The sequence below is a fragment of the Candidatus Babeliales bacterium genome (assembly GCA_035455925.1).
Lineage (GTDB): Bacteria > Babelota > Babeliae > Babelales > Vermiphilaceae > SOIL31.
Window position 1 is genome coordinate 1 of the sequence record DATIEE010000023.1, and the last position, 26,663, is coordinate 26,663.

Below are 26,663 nucleotides of genomic sequence, written 5' to 3' on the forward strand. Positions count from 1 at the left end.
TTTTATTAACGTTTTTATAACTTTTCCTTTGCTAGTTAGACCGATAGTAGAAATAGTAAAGGTCGGACTAACAATTGGTGGTACATTTTTAGCTGCGCATTGCGCTACCAAAATAGCAAAAAAAAATAGAAATATTCCAAATGACGCTATACAAAATCACAATATTATTGCTAATGGTGACGTATGGCAAGACCCCGAGAATGATAACAAAAAACATCCTCATGGAATTTATAAGGATGTTCCCTATTATCATAAAAATAGCAAAAAGCACGAAAAATCAATCTCCCAATAATGGACAAAAATGTTTAGATAATTCTCTATCAAGTAAAGGAAACTCAGAACAACGAGTTGCCATTGAAGGTGATAATTTTGTTATTTTAAGAAAAACAATAGATAATGAATTTCATGGATACATAGTTACATGGCAAGAATTACATTGGTCAATGCAAAATACATTAAGATATCACAACGTGGTAACAAAATCAGGAAAAATAATTAAACATATTGCCAAGGAAATGTTTAAATGAATAAATATAATATCATTTTTACATTAAACACAACAGAAAAAATAATTATACATTTAGAAGAGTCTCTTGAAAATGTAGATTGTTGTTATAGAACTGATATTACGTTATTACAAGAAAATCAATATTATCTTCTTTCAATTGATCCCATCCATTATAGTATCACTAGATTTCATAATTTTTTAAACAAAGCTTTATATAATGAATTATATTTACATAAATCACTTACCAATGATATTGGTTATTTATGTAATGAATATTATCAAAATACAACAGGCTTTGTAACAGAAGAACTAATTGGTGGATCAACATGGGTCGGTTATAAATATCATCTGTGGGAAGCTGCTTCAAAAGACGTGCGATTAGTAACTTGGCTATATAATAAACCGGATGGATCAATAATTATTGAAATAACTCCGTGCTACCCGTATCTTTATTGTGAACCTACAGAAGAACCTAATTATATATCTTATAATGAATGGATTAAAACATACAAACCTTACCTAATCAGAGAAATACCACACGCAATCGCTCAAGAATGGCTAAAGCAAGCTGAATATATCATCCAAACAATAGAATCTAATGCTAAAAAATGGAAAAACATACAATAAATACGTGATTTTATCCTCTGTTATCATGAGTCAATGAATAAATTAATTGTTATCAGTTTACCTAAATATTTACTTTTAAATTTTTAAATAATATGGTTAATTAAACTAAAATATTTAAAAATCCACCGTAGGACCATCTCATGACGTACAAGTCATTACTATTGACCAGCTTGCTCTTTATATTTGCACATTTAAATCTACTGAAAGCTGAAGGTTTTATTGCCGGCACTCTTGTAAAAACAAAATATGGTTACCTACCTATTGAACAACTTACCATTGGCAACGACATCATTGCTCATGAATATAATGATGTTCTCGAAGAACAATCAATAACCGCTATTACACAATACAAGACAAATCAACTGATCAAAATTAACATCAATAATATTACTATTTTTACAGCACCTGATCAAAAGTTCTATTCTTACAATCAAAATAAATGGATTTTTGCTCATGAATTAACAACATCAGATACGTTAATGAATAGTCATGGAAAAGCAATTACTATTGATGCTATTACTATTATTAATGAACAACAAACAATGTATTCTATTTCTCTTGCAAATTCTCACACATTTTATATTTCTTCTGAAAATATTCTTGTTCACAATTTTATTAACGTTTTTATAACTTTTCCTTTGCTAGTTAGACCGATAGTAGAAATAGTAAAGGTCGGACTAACAATTGGTGGTACATTTTTAGCTGCGCATTGCGCTACCAAAATAGCAAAAAAAAATAGAAACACTCCAAATGACGCTATACAAAATCACAATACTATTGTTAGTGGTGGCGGATGGCAAGACCCTGAAGACAATAACAAAAAACATCCTCATGGAATTTACGAAAAATCTCCCTATCATCATTCTAAAAGTAAAGGTAAAAAAAGTCCTTGCCCCAGAAATGGTCAACGTTGTTTAGATTATTCTTTACCAACAGAAGGAACACAACGAATATCAATTGAAAATGATAACTTTGTTGTACTTAAATATACATCTCCCGGTAAATTTCATGGATATATTGTTACATGGAAACAATTAGAAGGATCTATGCAAAGTATGTTAATCAAAAACGGCTTTGTAACAAAATCAGGAAAAATCCTAAAACAAATCACCGAAATAATTTTAACATGAAAAAATATGAAATAACTTTTCCTCTTAATAATAAAGAAACAATACTGCTATACTTACAAGAACCTCTTGAATTAGTTGATCTATGCTATGAAGAATATATTTTTTTATCTTATAATAAAAATAAGCATCTTCTTGCAGAAGGACCCATTTACTATAACATGCAACAATTAATAAAATATTTAAAAAAAACTATTAATAACCAATTACCTCTTCATAGTTCAATAACATTAGATATTGGTTATCTATTAAATGAATATCACATTTCTGAAGATAACTTTATTATGTATAATTTTCCCTCTGGTATATCAAGCTGGATTGGCTACAAATATCACGTTTGGGAAGCAGCATCACACAATATACGCTTAATAACATGGATATACAATAAACCAGATGGATCAATTATTTTTGAAGTAACACCATTTTATCCTTACATGTATTGTGAACCTACAGAAGAACCTAATTATATATCTTATAATGAATGGATTAAAACATACAAACCTTACCTAATCAGAGAACTACCAACAACAACCGCGCAAGAATGGCTAAAGCAAGCAGAATATATTATACAAACAATAGAAGCTAATGTTGAAAAATGGAAAAACATACAATAAATACGTGATTTTTATCCTCTGTTATCATGTACAAAATCACAATAATATTGTTAATGGTGGTGGATGGCAAGATCCAGAGGATGATAAGAAAGCTAATAAAAAAAAATACCCAAATGGTGTTTATAAAGACGCGGAATACCACAATATCAATAGTAATGGTTTAAAAAGTAAATCACCTAAAAATGGTCAAGAATTATTAGATAATGCATTCTCTATTGAAGGATCGCAAGATTCTTTTATAGCAATCGATGGAAAAGAATTTGTTGTATTTTATAAAACCATGACGCATGAATTCCATGGCCATATCCGCACCTGGAAGCAATTAACTCACTTTATGAAAAACACATTAATACATCAAGGATTAGTCAGAAGATCTGGTAAGATCATTAGAAGTGCTTTAAAAAAATGAGAGATATAACTATGCTTACTATAAATGAAATAATATTTGCCCTTAATAATCACGAAAAAATCATTATACAACTTAAAAGTCCGTTAAGTACAAGTGATTATTGCTCTACAACACCAATTATATTAATGCAAAATAATAAACAACTAATACTTACTAAGGATTTTCTTTATCATAATATGAATAGACTTATTACCTTATTAAAAAAAGCACTAAAAAATGAACTATTGTCAGATCATTATATAATGCATGATATTGGTTTTTTATTTAATCAATACAGCGCAAATTTATGTGGAGAAAAATTAAAAAAACCAACAGGTCTTATTTATAAAAAAAAAAATAATATCTCATATTGGCCTGGTAATGATTATCATTTATGGGCTCACAATTATATATCATGGATATACAATAAATCTGATCGATCAATTATTTTTGAAGTAACACCATTCTACCCTTATATGTATTGTGAACCTGAAGAAGAATCTAATTACATACCTTATAATGAATGGATTAAGACATATAAACCTTATCTAATCAGAGAAATACCACGAGCAATCGCACAAGAATGGTTAAAGCAAGCTGAATATATTATACAAACAATTATTTTTAAATTTATTGATTAGACTTAACCAGGCTATTAACAATCATTTTAAATTGTATAAATTGTGATTCTTTTGTTTCGGGTGGATGTATATAATTTTTGCATTTTTTAAAAGCATCATTGAGCTCTTCATTATTTTCAATAGCAGTTAAAACTTCATCATTCATGCAATAGAACTTTTCGTTATCTCTAAAGAGATGTTGGCGCGCTTCGTTTTTTATGGTTTCAGCTTGCTCTTGAGTGAGTGTTGCATTTGCATTATTGTATTGCATTGCATAGCTATAAATACTAGCAAATAGAATTGAACAAAAAACCATATTTTTTATTGTGTTCATAGAAATTCCTGTGAGATATATAATTATAGTGCATGCCGAATGATAATTATTATCAATTTACAAAAATATGTCAATATATGAAAAGATGTGATAGGTTTTTGTACAAAATAAAAATATTACAAAGGAATGTGTATGAAATATTATTCAGCCATATGTTTTGTATTGTTATTATATGCTTCGACCATTCATGCCATGGATATATCTTCTTATACTGAATATGAATATAATGATTTTACTTTAGCTACAAAATGGCTACCATATTATGAAAATATGCTTATGCATCAAGCAATTCAAATTATTTCTGATGAATATATACAAAAAAAGTATCCTTATTTGCATAAAGTTACCGATCAACAATATAAAGCTAATGTTAAGAAGGGTATTGTAAAAGAAAAAGGCCTGTGTACTTTATATGGACTTGATGAAAAAGATCTTAGTAAAAAGATAGCTCAATGGTGGGATAAGGGGATTGAAAGTTATGATTATGCAGTAACGGTTACAGACCTTGTTAGTTCATTATCCGCTCAGCAAAAAAGTGTTTATGTAAATATAAGTAATCAAGAGCGTTATACTCTTTCACAGTTGTTTGATGTTGTCATACCATTAATTATTCAATCAAATAATTTATCTGCTTCAGTTGAAAAATATAAAAAGAATATTGCACATATTTTAACACGATATTTTATGATTTCTTATGCTTTACCGCAAGAAAATCAGATAGTAAAATGGTGTAATTGCTCCAAAGTTTCATTCGGAGAACGTATTACTATGATAATAACAATTGCTGAGAAAGTTTTAGAAAAGCATAGTAATAAAATAACTAATGCTAATGATCCACTTATATACACAAGTTTTGGTTCGGGATGGTTATTACAGGATTATTTAACGCTTTCCTTACTGAATACATTAGGATTTAATTATTTTCGTGCACGTTTTATTGATACGTACTATGGCGAAAAATATGATAATAAATCTCGGTTTACAAAAGTTTTATCACAACTATGGAAAGATCATAATACAGGTATAGTAAATATTGATTTTTTTCACATTATTGCAGATTATCTTGCTGAATATAATAAATTATCACAAAAAAATAATGTGTTGACTACTGTTGATGCATCAGAATTGAATCCGCTTGATAGTGCCGATTGTCTTAAAGCAACGTATGTAGAATTAGTATTTGAAAATAAATATTATAACCTTATGGAAAAAATAGTTATTAATTTTTATGATCAAAATGAACCAGATTTATCTCCTGTTCATGGTAAATTGAATATATCACCACAGAAAGCAAAATCAAATATTATGCAAACGCAAATTGAGCTTGCTTTAAAAACAATTACAACAAATATAGATGCTAAAACTTCTGTTGGTAAAATGTCTGTTAAAGATATTGTTGATATTGTTTTTGGTGTTCAAAAAAATTTAGAAGAATATACGCAAGCGATGACACAAAATCAAAAAAAGGATGCGTATAACCATTATACAATGTGGAAACGTTCATCTCAAAGGGATTTTCAAGAGTTGGTGAAGGTGACATCTGATGAAAATTCATGTGTCACGTCCTGTAATGCGCATAGGTTGGTTATATATAAAGTTAATCAATGAAATACAAAGGATTTGAAAAACACACAGAATTTGCTTAACCGATGCCATCCTTCAAAATTAATTGGTATTGCAGTTGATATCCCACTCAAATGTTGGTCTATTTTGCTTTATCTTTTATTTTTTCAATAGCCATTTCTGTGTTGTCAGCAGCAATTTTTAAGCCTTCATTGATGGCTTTAATTCTGTAATTTTTATATTCTTGATATTGTTTTTCAGCATTATTAAGTTCTACTTGCAAGGCTTTACAGCCGTGACAATACCAAACTTTCCATGATTCTTCTCCTGCAACATCAGCTGGAGTTTTCCCATTATTATCTTTTTGTCCTATCAATTCTAAAAGTAAACTTGCTTGACCTTCTGGTCTATTGTTTACCTTTTTCAGCTCCTCACGAAGAATTTGTTCAAAATTATTAGAAGCACACTGTTTTGCCAAGATATGCCAATAATTTTTACCATTCTCATCAACCTCACCTTTGTCATAATCGACTGCATTAATGATGAAAGCGTCAACTATTGCAAATAGTAGCGAAAAAAATATTTTGGAATTTTTCATTAGAAATCCTTTACTGTTTCTTATGATTCTTACTTGGTGGATACAATGTTTTCATTCATATCTGCTTCATTTATGCTATACACTTTTATATTGTTAAGGTAAAAGTTGCCATTTTCGTCATATATTTTTGAGCCAAGATTACATGATGCAGTTGATGATTCGCTGATAACCTTTGAATTGATGATTTTTTTTAAACGAATGTCATTTAAGTATTTAACGCAGTTGATGATATTTTTGTTGTCTGGGTCTGGTGTTTCCTTGCTAATGATATTAACATAGCAAAGCGTTCTTTTTTGAAAGCCATTGGTCTTTATTGAATATTCAAATATATATCCGTTACAATAGGGGTTGTATAGTATACTATCTTTAGTTCCTTGCTGTTTTTTGAATAGTCCATGTGCGTGAAAACAAGCATCTCCCTTAGCATTAAAAAATGGAACACAACTATCAAAAAGTGGAGTCAAGGCACCTGACCCGGTATGACTACCTTCAAGTAGATGAGTAAAAATATTATTATCCCCATCTAAATGAACCAACGTAAATAGTATTTGTTTATCCCATTTGCGCATATCTTCTGTAGTATGTCCTACCCAATAAGCATATGCACTACAATATTTATGCCATGTTGTTTGTTTATACAGCAGAGTATCTAATGTACGAGCATTAATATATGCTGGTTGGCTCGCAAGGTATTGTCTTCTTTGTAGAGCAGTTTTTTCTACAACTGTATTCAAATATTTGTTAACTAATGCCAATGCACAGATGTTATCATGATTAAATAATCCTACATTAGACGTAAGTTGATGTGCAAACATATCATTAATAACATTTCCAATTGTGGGTAAAGCATATTTTGAAATTTCCATGCAACATAAAGTTTGCATGAACATTAACACAGTGATAAAAAAACTGGTTTTTGTCATAAAAATAGTCCTTGATTATGGTAAAATCGGCAAAGCCATTATTGTTGAACATAATTATAACAAGCTAGTGAATAGATGTCATAAAAAAAATGAATTTTCTACGAATTTATAGTGCCGCCGATATTAATATAATTAATGAGTTCACTAATCCATGTTTGTCGCAATTATTGCTTTTTTAGGATCATTTCTTGTTGAGTACAATGTTTTTATTCATATCTGCTTTATCTATGTTATATACTTTGATTGATTCTTTAGTGATAGACTCCGAATTGATAATTTTTTTCAAAAATACAGTATCGTCAATGTACTTAGCACAATTAATGGATTTATTTTTTTTATTTGAATTGTTTTTATTAATAATATTAACATAGCAAGAAAGTTTTTTTTGTAAGCCATTTGTGTTTATTGAATACTCAACTATATGTTCTTTAGAAGAACGCTTAAGAGATATTTTTTGTTGTTTCCTATGTAATATATAAGCATGCATGCAAGCATCTCCATTAGTATTAAAAAATGGAACATAATCATCAAAAGGCGGAGCGGCACCGACTAGGTCTTTATGATGATCTTCAAACACATGAGTAGAAATACTGTTGTTGCCATTTAAATGAATAAAATTAAATAATATTCTTTCCTGCGAAACCTTTGGGGTATATATTATCCAATAAGCATATGCACTACCATATTTGTGCCATGTTGTTCGTGCGTCTATCCCAAAATTTACGCAAGCACCCTTGTATACTTCTTGGCTTGTAAGGTAGTCTTTTCTTTGTTGAGCAGTTTTTTCTACAAATGCATTCAGACGTTTGTTAACCAATGCTACTGCGCAGATGGTATTATGGCTAAATAATTCAACATTAAAGTGAAGTTTATGTTCTAATATATCATTAATATCATTTCCAATTGTGTTTAAGTTATATTTTGAAGCGTCCATGCAAGATAAAGTTTGCATGAGTATTAGCAGAGTAATAAAAAAACTTGTTCTTATCATAAAAATAATCCTTGATTGTAGTAGAGACGGTAAATTCTTTATTGTCAAATATAATTATAGCGAATACATAGGTATATGTCACGCAAAATTGAATTTATCACGAAGTTTTCAATTCTTTGTTTTGTTAAAACGCAAGATATGACTATTTTACTACATTAAGTTGAAAAACTAGTTATTAACCGATGTATTTTTTATGTATTTGATTTTGCAGAGTGAATATCTTTTTTTATTGACCGATTTTTAATAATACGTTACTTTAAAAATGATCATTTCTCTTTCAAGTAACGTACATAAATATTTAATTTCAATAAGGATTATTAATTATGAGTATGAATAAAACGTTTTATCCGCGTAAAGAAGATATTGTAACTGAATGGTGTCATATTGATGCTGATGGCAAAGTACTTGGCCGATTGGCTACATTTATTGCTGATAGATTACGTGGCAAAGATAAGCCGCATTATACACCACATACCGATTGTGGTGATTATGTTGTGATTACTAATGCCGAAAAAATTTTTCTTTCAGGCGATAAGTGGGAAGATAAAAAATATGTTACGGTAAGTGGCTGGATGGGTGGAAAAAAAGAAATTTCTGCTAAAGATTTGCATAAAAAGCATCCAACTCATCTTATTGAACTTGCAGTAAAACGTATGTTGCCTAAAAATAAATTAAGTAGGCAAATGATTAAAAAGCTTAAAGTATACGCAGGATCAGAACATCCTCATGTGGCTCAAGAGCCAACAACTATTAAGCTAGAGATATAAAAAACCATAAGGTTAAATCTCTCTATCTTTTACTGTCAGATATTAAAAAAAAGAAGCAGCGCATTAAAAAATGCGCTGCTTCTTTTTTAGTGTTAAAGATTTTTTATACTGAAAACTTTATCGTATTTTAAAAAAGGTACATAGAGAATCAATATAAGGACTTGCAATGCAATAAATATCCTGAGCGCTTAAATAAAGGAATAAAATTAGAAACATTATCCATGTGGCGATATGAATATATTCTCTAACTTTATGTGGTATAGGACGTTGGATGAGTGCTTCAATTGAATAAAAAAGTATTTGCCCGCCATCAAGTATTGGCAGAGGGATGAGGTTTAAAACAGCTAAATTTATACTGATTAGCACGAGTAATAATAGAAATATTTGAAATCCTGCAGCAGCACCCTTTACCGTCATGGAAATAATCATTATGGGGCCAGCAACGTTATTAATGCCTTTTCTGGTAAATAGTTGAGAAAGCCCAATAAATGTATTTTTTATCCATCTATTGCATGCAGAAATTCCAAGTGCAAATGCTTCCTTTAGCGAATGTGGAGGTGTTGGGGCAAAATCAAACTCAACACCAAGAACTCCGATAGTTTCGCCGTCAGCTATTTTGCTGTCAATTGCTATGACTTTACCAAATTTTTCACCATTACGTTCGATGACAATAGTTGCTGTTTTTTGAGCAAGAGGGTGAATGATCTGTTGAATGCGTTGAAAATTATGTTCAACGTTTTGATCATCTATAGATATTATTCGATCGCCCATTATTAAACCTGCTTTTTCAGCAGCGGATCCTTGTTGAATGACCGCAATGGTTGGATTAGGCATTAAAGGTGTTTTTGGTATTCCTGTTACAAATAAAAAAATCATGATGAAATAAGCAAAAATAAGATTAAAGAGTATTCCGCCAATCATTACACAAAATTTTTGGTAAAATGGTTTTATTGCAAAAGAATGTTCATCTGTGGCAAAAGCATCTTTTTGATCCCCCTGACCAACTTCAGATGCTCCTGCAATTTCAACATATCCGCCAAACGGTATTGCTGAAAGACAAAATTCGGTTTCACCTATTTTTTTAGTAAGAAGTCTAGGGCCAAAGCCTAGGGAAAAAGAAGGTACCCGAATTTTAAAAAGCTTAGCAAATAGAAAATGCCCGAGCTCATGAAATCCTATCAAAAAACCCATTCCAAAAAATCCAAGAAGAATAAAAAGAAGCTGCTTACAAATAAGCATAAGAGATGCAATGCATGATAAAACCATATCGATTGTTCCTTTGTAGATGGTTAATTTATAGAAAGTTATTTTGCTAGTTTTGTAAAAATACGTTATCATTATTAATGATATATGTCTATTTCTTATTGTCCATATTTGAATCTATTTTCCACGTAAAAATGGATTATGTTTTGTAGAAAAAATTGAGTTAAATATACTTTCCTTGTGCTGATCATAAATTATTTTCTTGAAAAAATTCACAAAGAGGGTAAAATAACAATTAGTCAACTTGAGTGCCTGGTGTAATATGTCGGATTAAAAGTTGCGATTATATAATAAAATAATTTTTTATAACGTGATAATGTAAAGGTTTGTGTGTATGCCAACGATTAATCAATTATGTCGATTTGGTAGAAATAAAATTAAGGCAAAGCCCAAAAGCCCTGCTCTTAGGAGAGGGTCATTCCTTAAGGGTCCATTTGCCAAAGGTGTTTGTACGAGAGTTTTCACAACTACGCCTAAAAAACCTAACTCTGCACTTCGAAAAGTTGCTCGTGTTAAGTTGACTACAGGTATAGAAGTAACAGCGTATATACCTGGAGAAGGGCATAACTTGCAAGAGCATTCTGTTGTTCTTGTGCGTGGTGGTCGCGTTAAGGATTTGCCTGGTGTTAAATATCATATCGTGAGAGGTGCGCTTGATTGCGCAGGTGTAGATAAAAGAAAACAAGGGCGCTCTTTGTATGGAGCTAAACGTCCAAAAAGCAACAAATAGAGGGTTAAAATATGCCAAGGCGTAGGCAAGTTGAATTTATAAGAGATGTTGGTTTTGATCCAAGGTTTGGATCAGCGTTGGTTCAAAAGCTTATTAATGTTGTTATGAAGCGTGGCAAGAAGAACTGCGCAAGAACAATTGTTTATGAAGCGATGGATTTAATTGTTAAAAAAGTGAATGGTGATGAAAAAAAAGCATTAGAGCTTTTTAACCGTGCGTTTGAGCAAATCGCTCCTTTTATTGAAGTTCGTTCACGGCGTGTTGGCGGTAGCACATATCAAATTCCTCGTGAGGTAAGCGAAAAACGCAGAAGAGCGCTTGCATTTCGTTGGTTAGTATCATCTGCAAGAGCCCGTTCTGATAAAACAATGGGATTGCGTCTTGGGCGTGAGTTATTAGATGCAAGCGAACTTAAGGGTGGAGCAGTAAAGAAAAGATCAGATGTTCAACGTATGGCGGATGCGAATCGGGCATTCTCTCATTATGCATGGTAAGAGAGGTTAATATGTCAGTTAAGCAATATCCGTTAGAGCGATATAGAAATATTGGAATCGCAGCTCATATTGATGCAGGTAAAACAACAGTAACAGAGCGTATTTTGTTTTATACTGGTATTTCACATAAAATTGGTGAAGTTCATGAGGGTGCAGCGACTATGGATTGGATGGAGCAGGAGCAGGAACGAGGCATTACTATTACTGCTGCAGCAACAACAAGTTTTTGGCGTGATCATCAAGTTAATATTATTGATACGCCAGGCCATATTGATTTTACCATTGAAGTTGAGCGTTCATTAAGGGTTCTTGATGGCGTAGTTGCTGTCTTTTCTGGTGTTGAAGGTGTTCAGCCTCAATCAGAAACAGTGTGGAAGCAAGCAAATCGTTATAGGGTTCCGCGTATCGTTTTTGTAAATAAGCTTGACCGTATTGGTGCTGACTATTTGCGGACCGTTCAAAATATTAAAGCAAAGCTTGGTGCTAATGTTGTTGCTATGCAGATGCAAGTTGGAATGTCAGAAGATTTTAATTCCATTATTGACATCTTGACCCGTAAGATGGCTGTGTTTAAAGGTGATAACGGCGAGATTGTTGAGTGGGTTGACGTGCCAGATGAATATAAAGATAAGCTTGAAGAATTACACACAAAAATAGTTGTGGCTGCATGTGATTTAGATGAATCTTTAGCTGAAAAATATCTTATGGAAGAAGAAATTACCCTTCCAGAAATTAAGACAGCGTTGCGTAAGGGAGTGGTTGAACTTAAGGTAGTTCCTGTTTTTTGCGGTTCTGCATTCAAAAATAAAGGAGTTCAGTTATTGCTTGATGGTGTAATTGATTACCTTCCATCACCGCTTGATGTTCCAGCAATTGAAGGAACAAATACTGATACGGATGAAAAATTTCCAATCCCATCTGATCCTAATGGTCCGTTTTATGCCCTTGTTTTTAAGATTATGGCAGATCCATTTGTGGGCGTTTTAAATTTTGTTCGTGTTTATTCAGGTGAGCTTAAAGCTGGCTCTTATGTGCATAGTGTAAGAACCGGCGAAAAAGAACGTGTTAGTCGATTGCTAAAAATGCATGCAAATAAACGTGAAGAAATTGCAAGTGTGAGAGCAGGCGATATAGCAGCAGTTGTGGGTATCAAAGACGCACAAACTGGAGATACATTGTGTATAAATAAAACTCCTGTTGTGCTTGAATCTATTACTATACCAACCCCTGTAATTTCTACATCTGTTGAGCCGAAAGCTAAAGCTGATTATGAAAAAATGACTCTTGCGTTACGTAAAATAATGCAAGAAGATCCATCTTTCAGGTTTTCTTATAATGAAGAGACTGGACAAACAGAAATTTCTGGCATGGGTGAATTGCATTTAGAAATTATAGTTGATCGTTTGCGTAGAGAGCATAAAGTTGAAGTTGTTCAGGGTAAGTTGCAAGTTGCTTATAGAGAGACTGTTCAAAAATTAGCTGATGCAGAAGGTAAATTTGTTCGTCAATCTGGTGGTCGCGGTCAATTTGGTCATGTCTGGATAAAGATGGAGCCAATGGAGCGCGGTAAAGGATTTGAATTTGTTAATGCCGTGGTAGGTGGAACAATTCCGAAGGAGTTTATTCCTGCTGTTGAAAAGGGTATTCGTGAAACATTAAATGCCGGCATATTGGGCGGATATCCTGTTGTTGATGTTAAGGTAATTTTGTATGATGGTTCCTATCATGATGTTGATTCATCTGAAATAGCTTTTAAAGTAGCGGCTTCTATGGCGTTTAGGTCAGCTATGACCAAAGCTTCTCCGGTTTTATTAGAACCGATTATGATGGTTAATGTTTATACACCAGATGAGTATATAGGTGATGTTATTGGAGATTTAAATGCTCGTCGTGGGCGTATTTTAGATTCAAAAACAGAGTTTAATCAACAAATAATTTCAGCAGAAGTTGCTCTTGGGGAGATGTTTGGCTATTCAACAACTCTTCGATCGATGACTAAGGGACGAGCGAGCTATGATATGGAATTCTTGTGCTATAGAGAAGTTCCTAAAAATGTGCAAGATGCAATAGTTGCAAAGAATAAAAAAGAATAATTTTTATGTTAATCGTAGGAGTATGAACGATGGCAAAAGGTGTATTTGAGCGTAAAAAACCACATGTGAATGTTGGTACCATCGGCCACGTTGATCATGGTAAAACAACATTGACTGCGGCAATTACCACTGTATTGGCTAAAAAAGGCTATGCAGAAGCACGTGCGTTTGGTGAAATTGATAATGCGCCAGAAGAAAAAGCTCGCGGCATTACTATTGCTACTTCACATGTTGAATATGAATCTGACAAACGTCATTATGCGCATATTGATTGTCCTGGGCATGCTGATTATGTAAAAAACATGATCACTGGCGCTGCACAAATGGATGGTGCAATTTTAGTTGTTTCGGCTGTTGATGGAGCAATGCCACAAACGCGTGAACATATTTTATTGGCAAGGCAGGTAGGTGTTCCGGCTCTTGTTGTTTATCTTAATAAGGTAGACATGGTAGATGATTCAGAGATGGTTGATATGGTTGAAGAAGAAATTCGCGAATTGCTTTCTAAGTATGATTTTCCTGGTGATAAGATTCCTGTGATAAGAGGATCAGCGCTTAAGGCTCTTAATGGTGATACAAGCGATATAGGTGAAGCATCAATTATGAGATTAATCGATGCGCTAGACAGCTATATTTCAGAGCCTACTCGTGAAATTGATAAGCCATTCTTGATGCCAGTTGAAGGTGTTTTTTCAATCGCTGGTCGTGGTACAGTTGCAACTGGTCGTATTGAAACGGGAAAAATTAAAGTTGGCGATGAAGTTGAACTTGTTGGTCTTCGTGATACAACAAAAACAACGGTTACCGGCGTTGAAATGTTCAGAAAGTTATTAAATGAAGGCTTGGCTGGCGATAATGTTGGTTTACTTCTTCGTGGTACTAAAAAAGAAGATATCGAGCGCGGCATGGTTATTGTTAAGCCTGGAAGTATTAAGGCACACAAAAAATTCCGTTGTAAAGCGTATATTTTGTCAAAAGACGAAGGTGGAAGACACAGCGCATTTTTTACTGGATATCGCCCGCAATTCTATTTTAGAACAACAGATGTGACCGGTATTGTTACATTGCCAGAAGGTCGTGAAATGGTAATGCCAGGAGATACTGTTGAATTGACTGTTGAATTAATTTCAAAAATAGCAATGAGCAAGGATCTTCGTTTTGCTATTCGTGAAGGTGGAAGAACAGTTGGGTCCGGTGTTATAACTGAAATATTAGATTAAATAGTTAGGTGATCGATGAAAAAACAATGTATTAGACTTAAATTGCAATCATTCGATCATCGCTTATTAGATAAGGCAGTCAAACAAATTGTTTTGACTGCAAAAAGAACAGGGGCCCAATTAATGGGTCCTGTTCCTTTGCCTAATAAGCGAAGATGCTTTACTGTATTGCGATCTCCTCATATAGACAAAGAATCACGAGAGCAATTTGAGCTTACGACGCATAAGCGCTTTCTTGATATTGTCTTTTTATCAGAAAATACTATGGAGAATCTTATGAAGCTCAATATTTCTTCTGGTGTGGACGTGGAAATTAAGTTAAAGGTTTGAAATGGCAACAGGAATATGGGGTCGAAAAATCGGAATGACGCAGGTGTTTTTGAATGATAAAATAGTGCCTGCGACAGCAATTGATATTGCTGGTTGGTATATAACTAATATTAAAACAATTGAGCGAGATGGTTATAATGCCATTCAGGTTGGTAAAGTAAAAGAACGTTATCAATCTGAAACGTATAGTAAAGATTGGATTAAAAAACCAAGTCGGTATTATAGTTTTATTTGTGAAATTCCTTTAAAGCAGCTTACCAATGATTTTGTAATTGGTAAGCATATTGATTTTTCACAAATGATTGCTTTGGGTGAGCGAGTTGATGTGCGTGGTAAAACAATAGGTAAATCATTTGCAGGTGTTGTCAAGCGTCACAGGTTTGCAGGGCCACCGGCGAGTCATGGTTCAACAATGGGTAATCGCCCGGGTTCTATTGGTTCTTTGGTTAAAAGTGGTCATGTGGTTAAAGGTAAAAAATTGCCAGGTCATATGGGTTGCGATAATCAAATGATGAAGAATCTAGAAGTAGTTATGGTGGAAACAGAAACCAAAACGTTGTTGGTAAAAGGATCTATTCCTGGTAAAACAGGTACATTGGTCTTTATACGTAAAGCGTAGGTGAACAATGAGTAATAAACGGACGATTAATAATTCTGAAGTTAATAATAAGCTTTATGCAATAGCTGCACAAGAATTAGATTTCGATAGTGCTACATTTGTAAAAGCGATGCCAGTGTCATTTGCGTCATGGATACGTGTTCTTGCTAAAAACTGGCAGCAAGGAACAGTTGCATGTAAGGGGCGTTCAGATGTTGCTTACACGAATCGTAAGCCATGGAAGCAAAAAGGAACAGGTCGTGCGCGTGCTGGTTCTGCGAGATCTCCTTTGTGGAGAGGTGGCGGTGCTATTTTTGGTCCACAGGCACGTGTGCGTACATTGAAAATGAATAAACAGATGAAGCGCAAAGTGTTGTTAACAATGCTTGCGGATAATTTGGAGCAAAAAAGTGTAATTTGTGCTGATTGGGAATTGGTTGATGAGCAACCGAGAACAGCACAGGCTCAAAAACTTATGAATAGTATAGAGATTGCAAATAAAAAGATTATTTTGTTTGTAGCGCCTTATGATATTCATTCCGCTTTATCATTTGCGAATATTCCAAATGTTCGCCCTTTGTCGTTTGATCAAGTAAATGCATATGATTTGGCAAACAGTGATTGTTGGTTATTTTTGAAAAAAGATTTTGATCATTTCAAAGGGATGGTTGCGCAATGGATTTAAATGTATTTGAGGTCATTCAAGGACCAGTTATTTCAAAAAAAGCAACATTGCTTAATCAAAAGTTTAAAAAATTAATATTAAGAGTACATCCCCAGGCGAATAAAATGCAAATTAAACAAGCGTTACAATCGGTGTTTAATGTTAAAGTAGAAAAAGTTAATACTTTAAATCGTGTGGGTAAATCTTATAGGGTGCGTCGTCGTATTGTGCAAGGGTCAACAACAAAGCGTGTTATAGTGACTCTTAAAGAAGGTTATTCTATTGATATTTTTGGTAAAACAGAGCAAAAAACTGTTGCATCAGAGTAATAGGGTAAAAAAGTTTTTAATTGTTTTTAATGAGAAAGATACGAGGCTCCAATGGCCATAATAAAACGAAAGCCGCGAAATTCTTCATTACGTTTTCAGTCGTTTGTAAGTACAAGTGATATTACACACACAAAACCACATCCAAGTTTGGTGACTGGACTTCAAAAGAGAACTGGCGGTCGAAATACGTATGGAAGAATCACAACTCGTCATCGTGGTGGCGGCGCTGACAAAAGATATAGGATTATTGATTTTAAGCGTACAGATCGCGATGTTTTAGGCAAAGTTACTACTATTGAATATGATCCTAATCGTAATGTACGTATTATGCTGGTTGTGTATAATAATGGTGCAAAAAAGTATTTACTTAAACCAGAAAATATTACTGTAGGTGATTTTGTATTAGCAAGTGAGACTGCTGATGCTAAAGTAGGCAACGCAATGCCGCTTAAAAATGTTCCAGACGGCTTTATGGTGCATAATATTGAAATTCGCCCTGGGTCTGGAGGAACATTTGCTCGAAGCGCGGGAGTTTCCGCTCAGATAGTTGGTAAGACGGATGGTCATGTAACATTGAAGATGCCTTCTGGTGAAGTTCGTATGGTACTTGATGGATGTTGGGCAACTATTGGACAACTTGGAAATGCTGATTTTAAAAATATTTCATGGGGTAAAGCCGGTAGAATCAGGCATTTAGGATTTAGGCCAAGTGTCCGAGGTATGGCTATGAATCCGGTCGACCATCCTCACGGCGGCGGTGAAGGTCGCTCGAAGTCTGGATCTCATCCAAGAACTCCATGGGGTAAAGGTTGTAAGGGTACACGAACGCGTAAAGCTCGTAATGTAAATCAGTTGATTATAAAAAGAAGAAAACCATAAGGTTAACGGGGTAAGATATGGCGCGCTCTGCAAAGAAAGGTCCATACGTACAAGATTCGTTGGCACAAAAGATCGCTAAGGTTAAGGATGATAGTAAGCGCGAAACCATTAAGACATGGTCACGCAGAAGCTTAATTACACCTGAATTTGTTGGTTTGACTTTTGCTGTGCACAATGGAAAAAAATTCATTTCAGTTTTTGTTACTGAAAATATGGTTGGGCATCGTTTAGGAGAATTTTCTCCAACAAGAACATTTAGACTTCATAGTGGCCAGCGTAAAGCTGGTATGGCTGCGTAAGTTTACAGTTGTCACGTGTTAATCTTTACGATACAATAAAAGTAAGATTCAAATGATATAGGTATATGAATCTTAAGTAACTAGTTGAGGTTTACTGATGCAATTTAGTGCAAAAAATAGATTTTTAAATATTTCTCCCTTTAAATTACGCCCATTTGCTGATGTAGTACGGGGTAAAAAGGTTGATGAAGCAGTTAGGTGGCTCTCTACTGTGATGGTAAAGAGATCTGTGCCAATTAGGAAGATGATTGAATCAGCGGCTGCTAATGCTAAGGACCTTCATAATATTGCTATGTCTGATTTAAAAATCATTGATATACGCATAGATCATGGTCCTATGTATAAATATTATAAGCCAGGTGCAATGGGAAGATCGAATCCTTATCGTAAGCGATTTAGCCACGCAAGTGTTATTTTAGAGCCTTGCATAAAGAAGAAGGATTAAGGTGGGACAAAAGGTACATCCTATAGGATTTCGCTTAGGAATATATCGTGATTGGGATGCTCGTTGGTTTGCGCAAGGTAATAAATACGGTAAATTAATCATAGAAGATATTGTTATCAGACGTTTTTTAAAGTCTGCGCTTGAAAAAGCTGAAGTGTCTCGCATTGAAATAGAAAAGGCTGTTGACAGTATTCGTATTATCATTAATTGTGGTCGTCCGGGTCAGGTTATTGGCAAAAAAGGTCAAGAAATTGAAACGCTTCGTAATCAACTGTCTGCATTGCTAAAAAAGCAAAACATTGACATTAAAGTACAAGAAGTCGCTAAGCCAGAACTTGATGCTGTATTAATAGCTCAAAATATTGCAACGCAGCTTGAGCAACGAGTGAGCTATAAACGAGCAATGAAGCGTGCTGCTCAGACTGCTGTGCGTGGCGGAGCTAAAGGCATAAAAATATGTTGTTCTGGTAGGCTGCAAGGCGCCGAAATTGCTCGTAGAGAATGGACTCGTGTTGGATCGGTGCCGCTTCATACTTTGAGAGCCGATATTGATTATGGCCGCGCTGAAGCGGGAACAACATACGGTATAATTGGTGTTCAAGTATGGGTATGCAAAGGTGAGTATCAGCATATTCGATAATGTTTTAAAAATATGAGATTAAATTATGTTGATGCCAAAAAAAATAAAATTTAGAAAAGTGCAAAAAGGTAAATTGAAAGGTTTATCAAAAGGTGCGCGAACTGTTTATTTTGGAGAATATGGCTTGGAAGCTATAGAGCCGAGTAGAGTCACGGCACAACAGATTGAAGCAATGCGTGTGACGCTATCGCGCCATTTAAGAAAAATTGGGGAGTCGTTTTTACGCGTTTTTCCTGATAAGCCTGTTACTAAAAAACCTGCTGAAACTCGTATGGGAAAAGGTAAAGGCGCACCGGAACTCTGGGTTGCGATAGTAAAACGAGGTAGGATCGTTTGCGAAGTTGCTGGTGTTGATGAAATAGTAGCAAGAAAAGTTTTAAAGCTTGCTGCATATAAACTTCCAATGAAAACGCGTGTGGTCAAGAAAGGTCACGAGTCAAAAGGTAATTGTGAATTGATTGCTGATTAATTATTTAGAATATGGTGAATTATGAAACAAATGGGGTTTATGCAAAAAATTCAACAATTATCGCTTGAAGATTTGCAAGAAAAATTAAATAGTACAAGGCGAGATGCTTTGGGGTTGAAAATTAATGCGGCAACAACTCAGGTTAAAGATTATTCTCAATATAAAAAATTACGCAAACAGGCCGCACGTATTTTGACTGCTATGAGATCAAAAAAATAACGCTATATTAGTCAATAGTGAATGAGGTTTTTATGGAAGTGAAGGCTGAAAAAATAAAACAGCTTTTTGAAGGTAGAGTTGTTTCTGACAAAATGGATAAAACCATTGTTGTTGAAATAGAACAAACATATATACATCCTAAATTTCGTAAGATTTTAAGAAAAGTAAAATCTTATAAAGTTCATGATGAGGAAAATCAAGCAAAAACAGGTGATATTGTTAAATTTTATCAATGTCGTCCATTGGCAAAAACAAAATATATGTATCTTGCTGAAGTTGTAACTGGCAATAAATCATAAAGTAAGAGGTATTTTGGTATGATTCAAAAAGAATCGTATCTTGAAGTAGCTGATAATTCCGGCGCAAAAGCATTGCAGTGTATTCACATAATTGGTAGTACGCGTAAGCGTTATGCATATTTGGGTGATACTATTAAATGTGCCGTAAAAAAAGCTATTCCAGGGGGTATGGTAAAAAAAGGTGATGTTGTTGAAGCTGTAATTGTACGGACAAAAAAGGAATTTCGCCGTGCAGACGGGAGTTATATTCGTTTTAGTGAAAATGCAGCTGTTATTATTAAGCAAGGTGAAATTATTGGAACAAGAATTTTTGGGCCAATTGCGCGTGAGTTGCGTACGCGTGGATACGCTAAAATTTCATCCTTAGCTCCGGAAGTTTTGTAATATAAGGTATTATTCATGATAGCGCGCATTAAAAAAAATGATATTGTACAGGTTATGGCAGGTAAGAACAAAGGTATACAAGGTGCTGTAATTGCAATTTTGCCAAAAAAAGGTAAAGTTATGATTAAGGGTGTTGCTATTGTTACACATCATACAAAGCCTCGTAGAGCAGGAGAACCTGGTGGTATTCGTAAAGAAGAAAGTTTTATTGACATGTCTCATGTTATGCCAATTTGTTCTTCATGCAAGAAACCATCACGTGTGAATGCATGTTTATTAGACCTGGAAAAAAGTGTACGAGTGTGCAATCGGTGTAAGGAAATTTTTTAGAAAAATTAGTGGAATTTGAATTATGAGTAAGTCACGGTTGGCGATAAAATATAATGATGAAATTCGTATCCAGTTGCAGGAGCAACTTGGATTTACTAATATCATGAAGGTTCCAAAACTTATAAAAATTGTTTTGAATGTTGGAGTCAAGGAGGCAGTTTCTGATTCAAAAGCACTTCAAGAATCAATTGATGTTTTGGGAAAAATTTCAGGCCAACGTTGTGTTAAGCGTTTGGCTCGTAAGTCTATAGCGGGATTTAAATTACGTGAAGGCATGGCGATCGGTGCAATGGTAACATTGCGCGGCAAGATGATGTACGAATTTTTAGATCGCTTTATTACTTTAGCATTGCCTAAGGTGCGTGACTTTCAAGGACTTTCAACAAAATTAGATGGAAGAGGTGGCTATAATGTTGGAATAAAAGATTGGACTATTTTTCCTGAGGTTGATTTTGACCTTGGCAAAAAAGCGCACGGTATGAACATTACCATTCAAACATCTGCAGATAAAGATGAGCATGGATTGGCATTGTTGAAGGCATTCAATATACCATTTAAAAAATTAAAAAATTAGTTGTACTTTACGTCAGGAAAAAAATGGCCAGAAAGGCATTGATTGAAAAAACAAATAAAACACCAAAATTTGCGGTAAGAGCATACAATCGTTGTGAGCTTTGTGGGCGTGCGCGTGCATATTTTAGGTTGTTTAGAATGTGTCGTATGTGTTTTAGGAAAAATGCGCTAGAAGGATTACTTCCTGGCGTTAAAAAAACAAGTTGGTAAAGGGTAACTAATGTCAGTCGATTCAATTGCTGATTTTTTAACAATTATTAGAAATGGGGTAATGGTATCTAAATCATTTGTTACTGCTCCATGTTCAAAAATGCGTCAGTCTATTGCGCAAATTTTGAAAGATGAAGGGTTTATTCATGATTTTGTAATCATTAATACTGATTCAGATGTAAAAAAAATACTTAAAATTGTTTTAAAGTATGTTGATGGTGAAGCTGTTATTCATGAAATTCAACGAATAAGTAAACCAGGCCGCAGGGTGTATATTAATAGTGAAAATATTAAGCCTGTTATTGGACAACTTGGTGTGTCAATATTAACAACAAACCGAGGTGTTATTGCCAATCAAAAAGCGAAAAAACTTTCTGTAGGTGGTGAAGTTATTTGCACTGTTTGGTAAAGGAGTATATATATGTCAAAAATTGGTAGAAAGCCGATAAAAATTGATGGAGTGAAGGTAGAGATCAAAGGGAATGAGATTTCTTATGTTGGTCAAAAAGTTTCTGGAGTTTATTCTTTAGCTCCGGAATTGCGTGCCCATCTAGAGGGTACGGACTTATATGTAACTTCAGCTTATGATACAAATGAAATGGCGTCTAAACAGGCACGCAATATTCATCGGTTATGGGGTCTTAATCGTGCTTTGTTAGCAAATGAACTGAGTGGTGCTGCTCAAGAATTTGAAAAATTACTCGAAATCAATGGCTTAGGATATAAAGCAGCACTTGCAGATAAAAAAATTGTTTTGACTCTTGGATATAGTCATAAGATTGAAAAAGATGTTCCTGCAGGAATATCTATTGAAATAGATAGATCAGGACAGAAAGTAAAAGTAAAATCTTTTGATAAAATTCTTGTGGGTCAATTTTGCAGTGAAATACGTGCATTACGTGAACCAGAGCCGTATAAAGGTAAAGGTATCAAATTGCAAACAGAGGTTATTTTTCGTAAGACTGCAGGTAAAGGCAAGAAGTAAATCATAGGAATATGAATAATGGCTATATATAAAAAAGATCGGATTACAGCGGCACGTAGGGTGCTACGTGTTCGTGCAAAGGTGAAGCGCTATGGTATGCCACCACGTGTTTCGATATTTAGAAGCCTGAAGCATGTATATGCTCAAATTATTGATGATATGAATCATCGTACAATTGCATCATGTTCTTCACTTGATGTTGAAGGCTTACACGGCAATAAAACTTTGATTGCACATGCAATTGGGCTTGAGCTTGCAAAGCGTGCAAAAGCAAATGGTGTTGAAGCAGTTGTGTTTGATAGGGGGCGCTTTAAATTTCATGGTAGGGTGAAAGCTCTCGCTGATGGGCTACGTGAAGGCGCGCTGAAATTTTAAATGTAGGTATAGCAGGAAATTAAGGTATGGCAATCAACAAAGAAAAAGAATCACATAGAGAAGATAACAAAGAAAAGAGAGATTCTGCTTTTATTGATCATGTAGTGAGTTTGCGTCGTGTTACTAAGGTTACTAAAGGCGGAAAACGTTTTTCTTTCGCTGCATTTGTTATTTCTGGTGATAAGCAAGGAAAAGTAGGACTTGGATTAGGCAAAAGTCGTGAAGTTTCTATGGCAATTGCTAAAGCAACCAATAGAGCTCGTAAAAGAATGATAGAAGTTGCTCGTCGTGGATCGACTATTCCTTATGAATCATTAGGTAAACATGGGTCAAGCAGAGTCGTTGTTCGTCCAGCATCAAAAGGTACGGGCAATATTGCTGGTGGTGCTGTTCGAGCTATAATGGATGCTGCAGGAGTCGAGGATGTCCTTACGAAATCTATAGGTTCTAGTAATGGTATTAACGTTGCAAAGGCAACGATGAATGCTTTGGCAAAATTACGTTCAGCAGATCGTTTAAGTATATTGCGTGGAAAAACAGTTCAAGAAATGGTCAAAGGATCCTAATGTTTTGTTTGGAAAATTTGCAATCATCCGGAAAAAAAGGAAAAAGAGTTGGTCGAGGTGGAGCACGTGGAGGAACATCCGGTCGTGGCCATAAAGGACAAAATGCTCGTTCAGGCGGTCCAAAAGGTCGTGGATTTGAAGGTGGGCAAACTCCATTGCAACGTCGTCTTCCAAAGCGTGGATTTACCAATGCGCGCTTTTTTAAAAAAATTTCATTGGTAAATTTGAGTAGCTTAGAACGTGTTTTTGAAGATGGTGAAGAAGTAAATGTTCATGTATTGATTCAAAGGGGACTAATAAAACCCAAAATAAGTGAACAGCGAGACGTTAAAAGAGGAACTATTGTTAAGGTTCTTGGTGATGGTGAATTAAGTAAGAGATTGATTATTTCTGCTTATGCATTCAGCGCATCAGCTATTCAGGCAATAGAAAAAGTCGGTGGTAAGGCACTTATAATAAAGGAGTTGTAAAAAGTGGTGCTCCTCAGAAATTTTCTTAATATGTTTAGTATTCTTGAATTACGTAAAAAAATTATTTTTACCTTAGGAATATTAGTGATTTATCGATTAGGAAATCATATTCCTATAATTGGCGTTGATATTGATAAGCTTTTGCAAATGATGAGTCAGAGTACTGGTCTTAGTGGTATTTTTTCATACTTAGATCTTTTTTCTGGGGGAAATCTACGACAATGTACTTTATTTGCGCTTGGTATAAGTCCGTATATTACAGCTTCTATAATGATGCAATTTTTGACGCTTTCCATACCAACGCTTGAGCAATTGAGTAAAGAAGGAGAATATGGTCGCAAGATTATTAACCAATATACGCGATATTTAGCAGTTATTGTTGCCATGGTTCAGAGTACAGGTTTTGTGTTTATTCTTGAGCGATATGGACTAGTTATTGATCCGTGGTTTGGTTCACGATTTTTATTTGTTTTATTGCTTTCTGTAGGCACAATGTTTGTTATGTGGCTAGGCGAACAAATATCGCTTTTTGGTATTGGTAATGGAACATCGATGATTATTTTTGCCGGTATTGTTGCTCGTTTTCCTGATGATGTCATTAAAATAATAGGTGCAATCCAAGAAGGATATTTAGATGGTATCATCGGTATCTTTTTGTTTGTCATAGCGATTGCTATAGCGGCAGCTATAGTTTTTCTTGAAAAGGGAGAGCGTAAAGTTCCTGTTCAATATTCTCGAAGAGTTATCGGTAATAAAACTTATGGTGGTCAAAGTACCTACATACCTTTTAAAATTAATCTTGCAGGTGTTATGCCAGTTATTCTTGCGAGTGCTATGTTAAACATTCCAATGTTTCTATTAACAATTTTGTCTGCACGGTGGCCATTTTTTAAAACAGTATCAGAAAGTTTAGTTGCGGGTGGGTTTGTTCATGGAATTATAGATTTTATACTTATTATCTGTTTTTCGTTTTTTTATACCGCTGTTTTTTTTGATCCTGAAGAGTTAGCTGATAATATTAAAAAGGGTGGTGGTTTTATTCCAGGAAAACGTCCTGGTAGGCAAACTGCAGATTTTTTTAGTTATCTTTTAACTCGGATAGGTTTGGTGGGAGCATTATATCTTGCAGCACTTGCGCTTGTCCCAAGTATCATACATTGGATGCTAGCAATGCCTTTTTATTTATCAGGTATTTTAAGCGGAACAGCTTTATTGATTGTTGTTGGTGTAGCAAATGAAACTGCAGCTCAGATTGAATCATATTTAATTGAACATCGCTATGAAGGGTTTTTAGCTTCTGGTCGATTAAAAGGTAGGAGCGAGCGTTGACGACGACTGAAGGTGCTGTTGATATATTTATTTTTATTGGGCCTCCTGGTGCTGGAAAAGGATCTCTTGCAAGCCTTTGTATAAAACAGTTTAACTGGTTACAAATTTCTACAGGAAATTTATGTCGAAAGCATATTGCTGAGCAAACAAAAATAGGCAAAGAAATAGATTTAATTATTAAATCTGGTAGATTGATAGATGATAACCTTATTACGCGCATGGTTTTTGAGTGGTTAGATGAAAATATTGATAAGGCATCAGCAATTATTTTTGATGGATATCCTCGAACGGTTATTCAAGCGCAGGCATTTAATGACATGTTGAGGCAAAAATTTCCTGTAGTACGAGTAAGAGTTGTTTTGTTTCATATTACTGATGATGTAGTTGTTAATCGATTATGTTCTCGTTATGTATGTCAGAATAAAGAATGTCAAGCAGTTTACTCGCTTTCTCCTTACTTAGATTTTGCGTTAGCTGAAACTATAGTATGTGATTTATGTTCAGGAAAGCTTGGCAGAAGAGATGATGATAATGAAATTGCTGTCAGAAAACGTCTTGATATATATCACCGACATGAGCAACAGTTAATTAATTTTTATCGTGATAACGGCATTGAAATAATTACGGTTAATGCATTGAAACAATTACATGATGTATTTAATGATTTTATTCAAATTATAGGCACATAATAAATATATGATTCACATAAAAGATAAATTTTCAATTCAAAAAATGGCTAAAGCAGGTTCTTTATTGTCAGATATTTTTGCTTGTGTAGAAGAGCTTGTTAAGCCAGGTATCTCTACTGCTGAAATTAATTCCTGGATTGAGGCACAATTTCAAAAAAAAGGATTAATTTCTAGCATGAAAGGGTACATGGAATATCGTCATGTTAGTTGCATTTCTATAAATGATGCAGTAGTTCATGGAGTTCCGCGAGCAGATTGTTTTTTGAAATTAGGTGATTTGGTAAAGATTGATGTGTGCGCTTCTTTGGATGGTTATTGTGCTGATATGGCACGTAGTTTCTTTGTAGGACAACCTTCGAAAGTTGCCCAAAATTTGGTTGATGTGGCGCAGCAAGCGTTACAAAAAGGAATTGACCAAGCGCGTGTTGGCAATAGGTTGTCTGATATTTCAGCAGCAATACAGAAAGAAGTAGAAAAATATGGATTTAGTGTTGTTCGTGATTTTGCAGGACATGGAATTGGAAAAAATATGCATGAAGAACCTGAGATAGTAAATTATGGAAAACCTGGTAAGGGGCCTGTTTTACGAGAAGGAATGACATTTGCAATTGAACCAATGATAACTGCAGGCAACTATCATGTTTATATTGCTGATGATGGTTGGACGGTTAAAACAGTTGATCAAAGTTTAGCAGCACATGTTGAGGATACTATTGCTATT

The 26,663-nt window shown here is 34.4% G+C and carries 41 protein-coding genes; 36 read left to right on the top strand and 5 right to left on the bottom strand.

The genetic code is table 11. The features are described from left to right. The 7 genes from VLB80_03085 to VLB80_03115 all read left to right on the top strand — a co-directional run. Window positions 1-292 (top strand): hypothetical protein (locus VLB80_03085; protein ID HSC25170.1); only part of this gene is annotated, 292 nt, incomplete at its 5' end. Beyond that, entirely contained in the window at window positions 222-527 is a 306-nt protein-coding gene (locus VLB80_03090; protein ID HSC25171.1) for a hypothetical protein, read from the top strand. The genes VLB80_03085 and VLB80_03090, both read left to right, overlap by 71 nt. After that, window positions 524-1,135, top strand: a complete 612-nt coding sequence (locus VLB80_03095) for a hypothetical protein (GenBank protein ID HSC25172.1) — start codon at window positions 524-526, stop codon at window positions 1,133-1,135. Before VLB80_03090 ends, VLB80_03095 begins: the two co-directional genes overlap by 4 nt. Window positions 1,136-1,275: 140 nt before the next feature. Further along, on the top strand, window positions 1,276-2,265 hold the full coding sequence (locus VLB80_03100) for a polymorphic toxin-type HINT domain-containing protein (GenBank protein HSC25173.1): 990 nt from the start codon (window positions 1,276-1,278) through the stop codon (window positions 2,263-2,265). Further along, on the top strand, window positions 2,262-2,876 hold the full coding sequence (locus tag VLB80_03105) for a hypothetical protein (GenBank protein HSC25174.1): 615 nt from the start codon (window positions 2,262-2,264) through the stop codon (window positions 2,874-2,876). The genes VLB80_03100 and VLB80_03105 overlap by 4 nt, the downstream gene beginning before the upstream one ends. Further along, entirely contained in the window at window positions 2,848-3,285 is a 438-nt protein-coding gene (locus VLB80_03110; GenBank protein ID HSC25175.1) for a hypothetical protein, read from the top strand. The genes VLB80_03105 and VLB80_03110 overlap by 29 nt, the downstream gene beginning before the upstream one ends. A gap of 11 nt (window positions 3,286-3,296) precedes the next feature. Beyond that, a complete protein-coding gene (locus VLB80_03115; GenBank protein ID HSC25176.1) occupies window positions 3,297-3,905 on the top strand; it encodes a hypothetical protein in 609 nt (202 codons plus the stop codon). Here VLB80_03115 and VLB80_03120 read toward each other — a convergent pair. After that, a complete protein-coding gene (locus VLB80_03120; protein ID HSC25177.1) occupies window positions 3,895-4,218 on the bottom strand; it encodes a hypothetical protein in 324 nt (107 codons plus the stop codon). The genes VLB80_03115 and VLB80_03120 overlap by 11 nt on opposite strands. 132 nt (window positions 4,219-4,350) lie before the next feature. Between VLB80_03120 and VLB80_03125 the strand changes: the two genes are divergently transcribed. After that, window positions 4,351-5,826: a hypothetical protein gene (locus VLB80_03125; protein HSC25178.1), complete on the top strand. Its 1,476-nt coding sequence runs from the start codon at window positions 4,351-4,353 to the stop codon at window positions 5,824-5,826. Window positions 5,827-5,923: 97 nt separating this feature from the next. Here the strand turns inward: VLB80_03125 and VLB80_03130 are convergent, their stop codons facing one another. The 3 genes from VLB80_03130 to VLB80_03140 all read right to left on the bottom strand — a co-directional run bounded on the left by VLB80_03130 (window position 5,924) and on the right by VLB80_03140 (window position 8,293). Continuing rightward, a complete protein-coding gene (locus VLB80_03130) occupies window positions 5,924-6,379 on the bottom strand; it encodes a hypothetical protein (GenBank protein ID HSC25179.1) in 456 nt (151 codons plus the stop codon). A gap of 29 nt (window positions 6,380-6,408) precedes the next feature. Then, window positions 6,409-7,302 (bottom strand): hypothetical protein, encoded by an 894-nt coding sequence (locus VLB80_03135; GenBank protein HSC25180.1) that lies wholly within the window; start codon window positions 7,300-7,302, stop codon window positions 6,409-6,411. Between the two features lie 181 nt (window positions 7,303-7,483). Further along, a complete protein-coding gene (locus VLB80_03140; GenBank protein HSC25181.1) occupies window positions 7,484-8,293 on the bottom strand; it encodes a hypothetical protein in 810 nt (269 codons plus the stop codon). Window positions 8,294-8,622: 329 nt separating this feature from the next. On the opposite strand from VLB80_03140, the gene rplM reads away from it, so the two are divergent. Then, window positions 8,623-9,060, top strand: coding sequence for a 50S ribosomal protein L13 (gene rplM / locus VLB80_03145; GenBank protein ID HSC25182.1), 438 nt, complete (start codon window positions 8,623-8,625; stop codon window positions 9,058-9,060). 117 nt (window positions 9,061-9,177) lie between these two features. On the opposite strand, the gene VLB80_03150 is transcribed toward rplM, so the two are convergent. Next, the gene (locus VLB80_03150; GenBank protein HSC25183.1) at window positions 9,178-10,326 is read right to left on the bottom strand and encodes a site-2 protease family protein; all 1,149 of its coding nucleotides are present in this window, start codon (window positions 10,324-10,326) and stop codon (window positions 9,178-9,180) included. Between the two features lie 331 nt (window positions 10,327-10,657). On the opposite strand from VLB80_03150, the gene rpsL reads away from it, so the two are divergent. The 27 genes from rpsL to map form a co-directional block, all read left to right on the top strand. Continuing rightward, entirely contained in the window at window positions 10,658-11,053 is a 396-nt protein-coding gene (rpsL, locus tag VLB80_03155) for a 30S ribosomal protein S12 (protein ID HSC25184.1), read from the top strand. Between the two features lie 11 nt (window positions 11,054-11,064). Further along, window positions 11,065-11,547, top strand: coding sequence for a 30S ribosomal protein S7 (gene rpsG / locus VLB80_03160; GenBank protein HSC25185.1), 483 nt, complete (start codon window positions 11,065-11,067; stop codon window positions 11,545-11,547). Between the two features lie 11 nt (window positions 11,548-11,558). Beyond that, window positions 11,559-13,640 (top strand): elongation factor G, encoded by a 2,082-nt coding sequence (gene fusA / locus VLB80_03165; GenBank protein HSC25186.1) that lies wholly within the window; start codon window positions 11,559-11,561, stop codon window positions 13,638-13,640. Window positions 13,641-13,669: 29 nt separating this feature from the next. Continuing rightward, window positions 13,670-14,860 carry an elongation factor Tu gene (tuf, locus tag VLB80_03170; GenBank protein HSC25187.1) on the top strand — a complete coding sequence of 397 codons (1,191 nt, stop codon included), beginning with the start codon at window positions 13,670-13,672 and terminating at the stop codon, window positions 14,858-14,860. Window positions 14,861-14,875: 15 nt separating this feature from the next. After that, entirely contained in the window at window positions 14,876-15,190 is a 315-nt protein-coding gene (gene rpsJ, locus VLB80_03175) for a 30S ribosomal protein S10 (protein HSC25188.1), read from the top strand. A 1-nt stretch (window position 15,191) separates the two neighbouring features. Further along, a complete protein-coding gene (gene rplC / locus VLB80_03180; protein ID HSC25189.1) occupies window positions 15,192-15,809 on the top strand; it encodes a 50S ribosomal protein L3 in 618 nt (205 codons plus the stop codon). Between the two features lie 7 nt (window positions 15,810-15,816). Further along, window positions 15,817-16,473, top strand: coding sequence for a 50S ribosomal protein L4 (gene rplD, locus VLB80_03185; GenBank protein ID HSC25190.1), 657 nt, complete (start codon window positions 15,817-15,819; stop codon window positions 16,471-16,473). Continuing rightward, complete coding sequence (gene rplW / locus VLB80_03190) at window positions 16,464-16,781, top strand: 50S ribosomal protein L23 (protein ID HSC25191.1); 318 nt, start codon at window positions 16,464-16,466, stop codon at window positions 16,779-16,781. Before rplD ends, rplW begins: the two co-directional genes overlap by 10 nt. A 51-nt stretch (window positions 16,782-16,832) precedes the next feature. After that, window positions 16,833-17,660 (top strand): 50S ribosomal protein L2, encoded by an 828-nt coding sequence (gene rplB / locus VLB80_03195; GenBank protein ID HSC25192.1) that lies wholly within the window; start codon window positions 16,833-16,835, stop codon window positions 17,658-17,660. Window positions 17,661-17,677: 17 nt separating this feature from the next. Continuing rightward, complete coding sequence (gene rpsS / locus VLB80_03200) at window positions 17,678-17,959, top strand: 30S ribosomal protein S19 (protein ID HSC25193.1); 282 nt, start codon at window positions 17,678-17,680, stop codon at window positions 17,957-17,959. A 97-nt stretch (window positions 17,960-18,056) separates the two neighbouring features. Further along, a complete protein-coding gene (gene rplV, locus VLB80_03205; GenBank protein HSC25194.1) occupies window positions 18,057-18,404 on the top strand; it encodes a 50S ribosomal protein L22 in 348 nt (115 codons plus the stop codon). Window position 18,405: 1 nt separating this feature from the next. Further along, window positions 18,406-19,044 (top strand): 30S ribosomal protein S3, encoded by a 639-nt coding sequence (rpsC, locus tag VLB80_03210; protein ID HSC25195.1) that lies wholly within the window; start codon window positions 18,406-18,408, stop codon window positions 19,042-19,044. Between the two features lie 25 nt (window positions 19,045-19,069). Further along, complete coding sequence (gene rplP, locus VLB80_03215) at window positions 19,070-19,513, top strand: 50S ribosomal protein L16 (protein HSC25196.1); 444 nt, start codon at window positions 19,070-19,072, stop codon at window positions 19,511-19,513. 21 nt (window positions 19,514-19,534) lie between these two features. Continuing rightward, window positions 19,535-19,732 carry a 50S ribosomal protein L29 gene (gene rpmC / locus VLB80_03220; GenBank protein ID HSC25197.1) on the top strand — a complete coding sequence of 66 codons (198 nt, stop codon included), beginning with the start codon at window positions 19,535-19,537 and terminating at the stop codon, window positions 19,730-19,732. Between the two features lie 32 nt (window positions 19,733-19,764). Continuing rightward, window positions 19,765-20,031 (top strand): 30S ribosomal protein S17, encoded by a 267-nt coding sequence (gene rpsQ / locus VLB80_03225; protein HSC25198.1) that lies wholly within the window; start codon window positions 19,765-19,767, stop codon window positions 20,029-20,031. Between the two features lie 18 nt (window positions 20,032-20,049). Continuing rightward, the gene (gene rplN, locus VLB80_03230; protein ID HSC25199.1) at window positions 20,050-20,415 is read left to right on the top strand and encodes a 50S ribosomal protein L14; all 366 of its coding nucleotides are present in this window, start codon (window positions 20,050-20,052) and stop codon (window positions 20,413-20,415) included. A gap of 15 nt (window positions 20,416-20,430) precedes the next feature. Next, window positions 20,431-20,745 (top strand): 50S ribosomal protein L24, encoded by a 315-nt coding sequence (rplX, locus tag VLB80_03235; GenBank protein ID HSC25200.1) that lies wholly within the window; start codon window positions 20,431-20,433, stop codon window positions 20,743-20,745. A 22-nt stretch (window positions 20,746-20,767) separates the two neighbouring features. Further along, window positions 20,768-21,319 (top strand): 50S ribosomal protein L5, encoded by a 552-nt coding sequence (rplE, locus tag VLB80_03240; GenBank protein ID HSC25201.1) that lies wholly within the window; start codon window positions 20,768-20,770, stop codon window positions 21,317-21,319. Window positions 21,320-21,342: 23 nt separating this feature from the next. Continuing rightward, complete coding sequence (locus tag VLB80_03245) at window positions 21,343-21,528, top strand: type Z 30S ribosomal protein S14 (GenBank protein HSC25202.1); 186 nt, start codon at window positions 21,343-21,345, stop codon at window positions 21,526-21,528. A 10-nt stretch (window positions 21,529-21,538) separates the two neighbouring features. Beyond that, the gene (gene rpsH / locus VLB80_03250) at window positions 21,539-21,937 is read left to right on the top strand and encodes a 30S ribosomal protein S8 (protein HSC25203.1); all 399 of its coding nucleotides are present in this window, start codon (window positions 21,539-21,541) and stop codon (window positions 21,935-21,937) included. A 12-nt stretch (window positions 21,938-21,949) separates the two neighbouring features. After that, window positions 21,950-22,513 (top strand): 50S ribosomal protein L6, encoded by a 564-nt coding sequence (gene rplF / locus VLB80_03255; GenBank protein ID HSC25204.1) that lies wholly within the window; start codon window positions 21,950-21,952, stop codon window positions 22,511-22,513. An 18-nt stretch (window positions 22,514-22,531) separates the two neighbouring features. Next, a complete protein-coding gene (gene rplR / locus VLB80_03260) occupies window positions 22,532-22,888 on the top strand; it encodes a 50S ribosomal protein L18 (protein HSC25205.1) in 357 nt (118 codons plus the stop codon). Window positions 22,889-22,914: 26 nt separating this feature from the next. Further along, window positions 22,915-23,454 (top strand): 30S ribosomal protein S5, encoded by a 540-nt coding sequence (gene rpsE, locus VLB80_03265; protein ID HSC25206.1) that lies wholly within the window; start codon window positions 22,915-22,917, stop codon window positions 23,452-23,454. Continuing rightward, window positions 23,448-23,924, top strand: coding sequence for a 50S ribosomal protein L15 (gene rplO, locus VLB80_03270; GenBank protein ID HSC25207.1), 477 nt, complete (start codon window positions 23,448-23,450; stop codon window positions 23,922-23,924). Before rpsE ends, rplO begins: the two co-directional genes overlap by 7 nt. A gap of 3 nt (window positions 23,925-23,927) precedes the next feature. Next, window positions 23,928-25,253, top strand: coding sequence for a preprotein translocase subunit SecY (gene secY / locus VLB80_03275; protein HSC25208.1), 1,326 nt, complete (start codon window positions 23,928-23,930; stop codon window positions 25,251-25,253). Next, window positions 25,250-25,942: a nucleoside monophosphate kinase gene (locus tag VLB80_03280; protein ID HSC25209.1), complete on the top strand. Its 693-nt coding sequence runs from the start codon at window positions 25,250-25,252 to the stop codon at window positions 25,940-25,942. The genes secY and VLB80_03280 overlap by 4 nt, the downstream gene beginning before the upstream one ends. Before the next feature lie 7 nt (window positions 25,943-25,949). Beyond that, the coding region (gene map / locus VLB80_03285) for a type I methionyl aminopeptidase (GenBank protein ID HSC25210.1) at window positions 25,950-26,663 on the top strand (714 nt) is incomplete at its 3' end.